This is a genomic window from Glycomyces algeriensis (assembly GCF_027622855.1).
Taxonomy (GTDB): Bacteria; Actinomycetota; Actinomycetes; order Mycobacteriales; family Micromonosporaceae; genus Glycomyces; species Glycomyces algeriensis.
Genome location: NZ_JAPZVR010000007.1, coordinates 145961 through 154513, shown reverse-complemented (window position 1 = coordinate 154513; position 8553 = coordinate 145961). Strand labels below are relative to the sequence as shown.

The window sequence follows — 8553 nt, the reverse complement described above, 5'->3', positions numbered from 1 at the left end:
GGTCCCCCCCGGGGCGCGGCCCCCCCCCCCCCCCCCCCCCCCCCCGCCCCCCCCCCCGGGCCCCCCCCCCCCCCCGGGGGGCGGCCCGCGGCCCTTCGGCGTTCGGGCGGGATCAGCCGAAGGCCTTGGCCACCAGGCGCTGCAGGACTTCCTGGAAGGCCATCGCGAGAGCCATCGTCTCATCGTCCACATAGGTGATGGAGGCGGTGAGCGTCTTCCCGCCGTCCGGGGTGCTGAACATGAGCGCCGCGTAGCTGGCGATGCCGCCGTTGTGGGTGATGACCGTGCCGCCGTCGGTCTCCTGGACGAAGACGCCGAGGCCATAGCCCATGTTCGGGATCGGGGTCGGGTAGGGCGCCACCATCTCCGCGAGCAGCGGCGCGGGCAGGAACCCGTCGCCGAGGACGCCGGTGATGAACCGCTGCAGGTCCTTCGTCGTGGAGATCATGTCGCCGCCGGTGGAGATCCGGGACGGGTTCATGCGGGAGACGTCCGCGATGTGCACCTGGCCGTCCTCCTCGTACCGGTAGTAGGCGTGGGCGTGCTCGCCGGGGATCTCGGGGTCGGTCTCCGGGACCACGGTGCCAGTGAGCCCCAGCGGGTCCAGGACGAGGCGGCGCATCTCCTCGGCGAACGGGCGGCCCGAGGCCGACTCGGCGACCAGGCGGGCCAGGACGTAGTTGGTGTTCGAGTAGCTCCAGGCCGTGCCCGGCTCGAAGTTCAGCGGTTTGGCCAGCGCGAACTCGACGAGTTCCTCGGGGAGGAAGGTCTTGAACCGGTCCTCGACCCACGTCTTGCCCTGCCAGGTGATGCCGGGCACGAGCTCGCCGTCCTCGAAGTCGCCGGTGTAGTTGTAGACGCCGCTGGTGTGCTGCAGCAGCATCCGCACGGTGATGCGCGGGTCGAGCGCGAACCGCGGCAGGTGGTCGGCGGCCTTGTCGTCGAGGGCGAGGCGGCCTTCGGCGACCAGGCGGAGCACGAGCGCGGCGGTGAAGGTCTTGGTGTTGGAGCCGATCCGGAACGCGCCCTCGGTGGAGGGCTTCCCGGGGCGGCCGATCTCGCGGGAGCCGGCGGCGCCGGTCCACTCGCCGTGCTCGTCGGTGATGCGCAGCTGCACACCGGTGAAGCCGGCGTCGACGATCCCGTCGATGATCTGCTGGAACTCGGCCCGGTCGGCGGAGCTGGTCTGGGTGGCGGTGGTGTTCTCGTTCATGTCGGCAACTATGGGCGGCCGCGCTGTCGCCGCCCTTGCACCGACCTGACACGGTCCCTGTCAGGCGAATCGAGTACGGCCGCCCTGCCGCAGCGCGGGGCTCCGGGTGTTGAAAGAGCCCGGCGCTGCGGAGGAGCGGCCCTGGTCAGAGCGTGCGAGCCGTCGGATCCCATTGGGGCGGGAGCGCATCGGGTCGGGTCGCGGTGCTCTGCGGTTCGACGGCGGTCCCCGATGCCGCGGCCTCGGTGATCGCGACCATGACGTCGAGGACGTGGAAGGCGATGTCGGCGGAGGCCCGCTCGCCGGTTCCCGTTCGGATGGCGCGGGCCAGGTCGAGCACGCCTGCGCCCCTGCCGTATTCGGCGCCGACGGCCTCGATCACGTCCGGCTCGCCGCCGTCCCGCCAGAGCCGCGAGGGGCCGTCGAAGCCGTTCGGGTCGGGGAGCGCGAGCGTGCCCGAGGTGCCGGTGAACTCGACGAGGCCGGCCCGCACCAGGTGGGACTCGAAGCTGAACAGGGCCACCGCGCTCGCGCCGCCCTCGAACTCCAGCAGGGCGGCGTGCGCGGTCGGCACGTTCACCGGGAACTCCGTTCCGGCGCGCGGGCCCGAACCGATGACGCGCGTGGCATGGGACCGCGACGAGGTGGCGCTGACGCGGCGCACCGGACCGAAGACGTGGACGAGCGTCGTGAGGTAGTACGGGCCGATGTCGAACAGCGGGCCGCCGCCGGTGTCGAAGAGGAACTCCGGGCTCGGGTGCCACGATTCGGGGCCGGGGGCCTGCATGACCGCGAGTGCGGTGAGCGGTTCCCCGATCTGCCCGTCCTCGATGGCCCGCAGGCCGGTCTGGAGGCCGGAGCCGAGGACGGTGTCCGGTGCGCACGCGACCCTGAGGCCGCGTTGCTTCGCTTCGTCCAGCAGCGCCCGGCCGCTCTCGCGGTCCATCGCGACGGGCTTCTCGCTCCACACGTGCTTGCCCGCTTGCAGGATCTGGAGGCCGACCTCCACGTGCACGGCGGGGATCGTCAGGTTCACCACGATCTCGACGTCTTCGCGCGCAAGGAGTTCGGCCACCGAACCTGACGCCGGCACCCCGAACGCCTCCGCTTGCGCCTTGGCCCGGTCCGCGTCGAGGTCGGCCACGAACCGCACGGCGAGGTCGGGGAACGTGGTGAGGTTCCGCAGGTACTCGCCGCTGATGACTCCCGCGCCGATGACGCCGACGCCTACCGGCCCGGCGCTCATGCTTCCAGCCCGGAGATGAAGCGCAGGCTCTGCGCGATCCCGTCGAAGATGTCGCCGGCGTAGGCGTCGAACTCGATGACCCGCACGGCCCGGGGCGCGGCGGCCAGGATCTCCTTGACCGGCATGTCGCCCGATCCGGCGGGCTGCTGCGCGGAGGCGTCGGTGGTGCGGGGCCCGTCCTTGATGTGGAGCAGCCGCACGCGGTCGCCGAGGCGGGCCAGGAGCGCGGGTGCGCTCTGGCCGCCGACCTCGGCCCAGTACGTGTCGATCTCGAGCACCACCGCCGGGTCGAGCTGGTCCGTGAACACGTCGAAGGCGTTGCGCCCGTCGATCTCGGACTCGAACTCCCAGGTGTGGTTGTGGTAGCCGAACTCGATGCCGAGCGGCTGCGCCTGGGCGGCGATCTGCCCGAGCCGCTCCGCGATGGCGGACACGCCGTCGGCGGTCTCCCACCCGTGGCGGATCATCGGGTCGATGAGGGTGCGCACGCCGAGTGCGGCGGCGGCGTCGAGCGCCCGCTCGGCATCGCCCTCGGCGAGCGACGCGTGGGCCGAGAGCGCGGTGAGGCCCGCGTTCGCGAGCGCGGTGCGGTACTCGTCCACCCGGTCGGTGAAGCCGAAGAGTTCGACGTTCTCGAAGCCGAGTCCCGCGAGGCGGTCGAGCGTTCCCGGCAGGTCGGCGTCGAGCGCGTCCCGCACGCTGTAGAGCTGCACCGAGAGTTCGGCGGTCATGCTGGTCTCCTTCTGGTCGGGCGTATCTGTCGCTGTCGGGTGCCCGCGCTTCCGGGCCCCGGCGAGCCGAAGCGGCGCGGGCACTGGGTGCCCACGCCGCCGGGTGGATCGCTGATTAAGCGCTGGTTCCGGTCACGGTCGTGCCGGACTCGGTGATCGTGTAGTCGATCGTGCCGCCGCCCCAGAAGTGGAACGTGAGGGTGACGGGCTCGCCGTCCCTGACCTCGTTGAAGAAGTCAGGGGTGAGGCTGATCGTGCCGGCCTCGTAGTCGGGCCGGTAGGTCGCCCACAACTCCTTGAAGGCGGTCCACGAGTGGGGCCCGGCGTTGGTGCCGTCGGCGTACTTGGCCTCCATCGTGGCGATCTGGTCGCCGTTGAACTCGGTCGGAATCGCGAAGCACGAGGCGTCGCAGGGCTCCCACCCGGACCAAGGCTCGCCGTCCATGGTCGCGGAAACGTCCGAGAGCTGCGCCTGGTCGTAGGTGATGATGTGGATCGCCCAAGGCAGGCCGTCCGAGAAGCGGGCTTCGATGGTCGTGTTGGTGCCGTAGGCGCGGTCGCCCGCGAGACGGGTGAGCGCGGCGGCGGTCAGAGTGAGCGTGTCACCGGAAACGGTGTAGTCAGCGCCCTCGGCGAGTGCGGTGTCCCCCTGCCACAGGCCCTCGAAGTCAAGGCCGTTGCGGTTGAGGGTGAGCGACTCGTCCGCGATGGTCCCGGCCTTCTCGAGGTAGATCGAGTCGAACGAGGCGGTGCCCGAAAGCGTCGTGAAACCTGAGTCCATGTACGCCTTCAGGAGCGGGTCGCGCCATTCCAGGGTGTGGCGGTTGAGGTACGAGCCGGCGTCCCACAGCATCAAGGTCAGCTGCTCTTCGACGGCCTGGTGCGCCGTGGCCTGGAAGAACTTCAGCAATTCGCCGTACTGCGGCGAGTTGGGCACGGCGCCGCGGGTGTAGTCGTAGCCGAGGACGCCCCACTCCCCGACGATGACCGGCACGCCGTTGTCGACGAAGGTGTCATTGGTGCGCTGGAAGGTGTTCACAAGGTCCTGCTGGGTCGCCTCGTCGTACGTGGTGACCCCGGCGACGTTGACGCCGAAGGGATAGAACCCGTAGAAGTGGACGGTCGCGGCGATCATCTCGTCGTCGAGCTCGTCGATGGTCGCCTTGAGCGCGTCCAGGTGCGGCTGCTCGGAGTTGGTGACCCACGTCGGCAGCACCAGGAGCCGGTCCGCGTTGTTCCCGCCGGTGGCGCGGACGGTCTCGTAGAAGTTGACGTTGAGCGTGGCGGTGTGGGCGTCCTGGTTGGCCGTGTCAGTGGGGAACTGCGGTTCGTTGATGCTCTCGAACGACAGCTCGGACGGGTAGTCCTTGAACCGCTCGGCGATCTGGCCCCACATCGAGTTGAACTTCGCCAGCACGTTCTCGGGGTCGTCCGGCAGCTCCTTGGTGAACATCTGGTCGTGGATGTTGACCAGCACCTGGAGGTCGTTCGCGATCGCCCAGTCGACGACCTGCGCGACACGCTCCATGCGCTCGGAGGAGATCGTGTAGTCCGGTCCCGGGCCGGTGTGCTCGTAATCCCAGGCCACCGGGAGGCGGATCGAGTTGTAGCCCTCGGCCTTGATGGTCTGGAGGAGTTCCTCGGTGATCAGCGGGTTGCCCCAGGCGGTCTCACCGCCGGTGTCGCCGCCGAAGGCGTCGAGGGTGTTGCCGACGTTCCAGCCCGGCTGCATGGCCGCGACCTGCTCGACGGCGGTCATCGGCTGGGACGGGTCGCTCACGGTGCCGTCGCAGAGGCGGCCGTTGAGGCGGAACTCGGCCGGGTCGGTGTTCGCACCCGACCACGAGCCGGCGAACCCGAACGATGTCGTACCGCCGGTCGCGAGCGTGCTGCTGTGGCCCTGACCGGTGGCCTTGGCCGCGGCGGCCTTGCTCTTGTCCTTGGCGTTCCACATGTGGGTGACGCGCTGGCCGTCGGCCCAGGTCCACTCCAGGTCCCAGTTCTTGACCGGGTCGCCGAGGTTGGTGACCTCGACATTGGCGTTGAAGCCGCCGGACCATTGGCCGGTGACCTGGTATTCGACCTCGCAACCCTCAGGGGCCGCGCTGGCGCTGGCAGCGCCGATCAGGCCCGCGGTCAGGGCGGTCACCGCGGCGGCGGCGATCGCACCGAGGCGCATTCGTCTTCTATGGACAGTCGGTGAGCTCTTCACGGTTCTCCTCGTGGGACGGTGGATCCCGTGAGGGCGCGGCGCGGGCCGCTGGAGGGGGGTCGATCTCCTTAGCGCCCACACTAAGTTGGACGACCAAACTTTGTCAAGGGTCCGAGCTTCGGCGCGACAAGTAACGCCAGGCGTGCCAACAAACCTTCCGCGAGCCGTTGACTACACATCGAGATCTCTCTATAGTTCGAATCGCTGGAAGAAATCATCTGATGTTTCGGAGTTGCACTTCGCCATGTGAGCGATAACAGACGTTCGTTGTGCCCGCTTCCGTGAGAGATCACCAGATGACATCGGCCGCACTCGACCCTGTCCCGCTGGACCCGTCTGGGGAAGCGAACCTCAACGAAGGAGACCCATGGCCTGGATGGAAACCCCCAAGAGCCGCAGGCGGATGCTCATCGGCGGCGCCGGCGTGCTCGCCGGGGCCGCCGCCGCGACCGCGCTCAGCCCGTTCACCGCGGCGCAAGCCCAGCAGTCGACCGACCCCAACGCCTGGTACGTCCTAGTGAATCGCAGCAGTGGCAAGGTCTTGGACGTCAGCGGTGTGTCCACCGCCGACGGCGCCCAGCTCCACCAGTGGGCCCGTACGAACGCCGCCAACCAGCAATTCCAGTTCGTGGACGCCGGCGGCGGCTACTACCGAATCAAAGCACGCCACTCGGGCAAGGTCCTCGACGTGTCCAGCTGGTCCACCGCCGACGGCGCCGCCATCCACCAGTGGACCGACCACAACGGCGCCAACCAGCAGTTCCGCTTCGCCGACTCCGGCAGCGGCTACACGCGCCTGATCAACCGCAACAGCAACAAGGCGATCGAAGTCCAGAACGCCGCCACCGACGACGGCGCCACCGTCGTCCAGTACAGCGACTGGAACGGCACCAACCAGCAGTGGCAGCTCGTCCGCGTCGACGGCGGCAGCGCCGCCTGCGGCCTTCCGGCGACGTACAACTGGACATCGACCGGCCCACTGGCGCAGCCGAAGCCGGAGTGGGCATCGCTCAAGGACTTCACCCACGTCGTCCACAACGGCAAGCACGTCGTCTACGCCACGACGCACGGCGCGCTGCCCTATCCCGACGGCAACTGGGGACTGATGTCCTTCAGCCCCTTCACGAACTGGTCCGACATGGCCACGGCAACCCAGAACACGATTCCCTTCAGCGGCATCGCGCCGACGCTGTTCTACTTCGCGCCGAAGAACACCTGGGTGCTCGCCTACAACGGGGCCTGGCCGTACAGCTTCGGCTACCGCACCTCGAGCGACCCGACCAACCCCAACGGCTGGTCCGAGCAGCGGGAGCTGTTCACGGGCACCCTTCCGAAGGGCGGCCCGCTCGACGTGACGCTCATCGGCGACGACCGGAACATGTACATGTTCTTCGCCGACGATGAGGGCGGCATCTACCGCGCCGGCATGCCCATCGGCGATTTCCCGGGCACCTTCGGTTCGTTCACGGAGATCATGCGCGACACGCCGCTCGACCTGTTCGAGGCGGTCGAGGTCTACAAGGTCCAGGGGCAGAACCAGTACCTCATGATCGTCGAGGCCCAGAACTACACCGGGTTCGGTCGCTACTTCCGCTCGTTCACGGCCACCAGCCTCGACGGCGAATGGACGCCCCAACCCCAGGCCGAGACCGTGGACAGCCCCTTCGCCGGGAGCGTCAACAGCGGCGCGACCTGGACCCGGGACATCAGCCACGGCGATCTGGTGCGCACCAACCCCGACCAGACCAAGACCATCGACCCGTGCAACCTGCAATTCCTCTACCAGGGGCGCGACCCCGGCACCGACGGCGGGGAGTACGGCACGCTGCCCTATCGGCCGGGTCTGCTGACCCTGCAGCGCTAGCGGCACGACCAGGAACGGCAGCGACCCTTCGAATTCCAGGAGCAAAAATGCGAACAAGAGCAAGGTGGCTCGGACCGATCGTGGCGCTCGGTCTCATGCTGGGCATGGTGACGGCGGCGGTCGGTCCTGCCAGCGCGGAGTCGAACGGCGGGGTCCGGGTCATGCCGCTGGGCGATTCCATCACCGAGGGCACCGCCACGCCGGGCGGATACCGGATCGGCCTGTGGCAGCGCCTCGCCAACGGCGGGTACACCGCGGACTTCGTCGGGTCGCAGTTCAACGGGCCGGCGAGTCTCGGCGACCACGATCACGAAGGCCACCCCGGCTGGCGTATCGACCAGATCGACGCGAACATCGTCGGCTGGCTGAACACCTACCAGCCGAAGACCGTGCTGCTGCACATCGGCACCAACGACATCCTGCAGAACCACGATGTCGCCGGCGCCCCGAACCGGCTGTCCGCACTGATCGACCGCATCACCGCGACGGCGCCGAACGCCGAGGTGTTCGTCGCGCAGATCATCCCGATCGGGTGGAGCGAGGGGGAGGCGGCGGTGAACAGATTCAACGCGGCGATCCCCGGCATCGTGCAGAGCAAGGTGAACGCCGGCAAGAACGTGCACCTGGTCGACATGCACAGCGCCCTGACCGCCGCCGACCTGGACGACGGCGTCCACCCGACCGCCGCCGGATACGACAAGATGGCCGCGGTCTGGTACGCCGCATTGCAATCGGTACCCGGCAGCGTCGGCACAGCGGACGCCACCGAGATCGTTGGCGCCCAGTCCGGTCGCTGCTTCGAGGTCACCGGGGTCGGCACCGCCAACGGCACCGACGTGCAGCTGTGGGACTGCTGGGGTGGCGCCAACCAGCAGTGGACCTACACCGCCGGCAAGCAGCTCAAGGTGTACGGCAACAAGTGCCTGGACGCCTACGGTCAGGGCACCGCCAACGGCACCGCGGTGGTGATCTGGGACTGCAACGGACAAGCGAACCAGCAGTGGAACGTCAACGCCAATGGCACCATCACCGGGGTGCAGTCCGGCCTGTGCCTGGACGCCTCGGGCTGGGGCACCGGGAACGGCACGAAGGTCACGCTCTGGACCTGCGGTGGCGGGCAGGCCAACCAGCAATGGACCAGACGGTGACCACGGCGTGCCGGCTCGCGGATGAGCAGCGGCGACGTCGCAGAGGTCGGCCCCGCGCTGCCAGTGGGTGAGCATCGAGCCGCGGGGGGCGCCAGACCCGGGGGGGCGGGGGGCCCCCGGGCGGGCGGGGCGGCGGGGG

The 8553-nt window shown here is 69.1% G+C and carries 6 protein-coding genes; 2 read left to right on the top strand and 4 right to left on the bottom strand.

Translation table 11 applies throughout. From position 1 onward, the window contains the following. Positions 1-112: 112 nt before the first annotated feature. From O2L52_RS15165 to O2L52_RS15150, 4 genes are all read right to left on the bottom strand, one after another. The gene (locus O2L52_RS15165; protein ID WP_270116499.1) at positions 113-1213 is read right to left on the bottom strand and encodes a serine hydrolase domain-containing protein; all 1101 of its coding nucleotides are present in this window, start codon (positions 1211-1213) and stop codon (positions 113-115) included. A gap of 145 nt (positions 1214-1358) precedes the next feature. Next, positions 1359-2459 (bottom strand): Gfo/Idh/MocA family protein, encoded by a 1101-nt coding sequence (locus O2L52_RS15160; RefSeq protein ID WP_270116497.1) that lies wholly within the window; start codon positions 2457-2459, stop codon positions 1359-1361. Then, positions 2456-3190, bottom strand: a complete 735-nt coding sequence (locus O2L52_RS15155; protein ID WP_270116496.1) for a sugar phosphate isomerase/epimerase family protein — start codon at positions 3188-3190, stop codon at positions 2456-2458. Before O2L52_RS15155 ends, O2L52_RS15160 begins: the two co-directional genes overlap by 4 nt. Before the next feature lie 115 nt (positions 3191-3305). Beyond that, positions 3306-5369 (bottom strand): cellulase family glycosylhydrolase, encoded by a 2064-nt coding sequence (locus O2L52_RS15150; RefSeq protein ID WP_270116495.1) that lies wholly within the window; start codon positions 5367-5369, stop codon positions 3306-3308. Positions 5370-5778: 409 nt separating this feature from the next. Here O2L52_RS15150 and O2L52_RS15145 point away from each other — a divergent pair, with 409 nt between their 5' ends. After that, a complete protein-coding gene (locus O2L52_RS15145; protein ID WP_373897037.1) occupies positions 5779-7266 on the top strand; it encodes a non-reducing end alpha-L-arabinofuranosidase family hydrolase in 1488 nt (495 codons plus the stop codon). Between the two features lie 47 nt (positions 7267-7313). Beyond that, positions 7314-8414: an RICIN domain-containing protein gene (locus O2L52_RS15140; protein WP_270116492.1), complete on the top strand. Its 1101-nt coding sequence runs from the start codon at positions 7314-7316 to the stop codon at positions 8412-8414. Positions 8415-8553: the final 139 nt, after the last annotated feature.

Coding starts and splice junctions, on each gene's coding strand:
- O2L52_RS15140 (WP_270116492.1), top strand. CDS start 7,314: ATGCGAACAAGAGCAAGGTGGCTCGGACCGATCGTGGCGCTCGGTCTC.
- O2L52_RS15165 (WP_270116499.1), bottom strand. CDS start 1,213: ATGAACGAGAACACCACCGCCACCCAGACCAGCTCCGCCGACCGGGCC.
- O2L52_RS15160 (WP_270116497.1), bottom strand. CDS start 2,459: ATGAGCGCCGGGCCGGTAGGCGTCGGCGTCATCGGCGCGGGAGTCATC.
- O2L52_RS15155 (WP_270116496.1), bottom strand. CDS start 3,190: ATGACCGCCGAACTCTCGGTGCAGCTCTACAGCGTGCGGGACGCGCTC.
- O2L52_RS15145 (WP_373897037.1), top strand. CDS start 5,779: ATGGAAACCCCCAAGAGCCGCAGGCGGATGCTCATCGGCGGCGCCGGC.
- O2L52_RS15150 (WP_270116495.1), bottom strand. CDS start 5,369: ATGCGCCTCGGTGCGATCGCCGCCGCCGCGGTGACCGCCCTGACCGCG.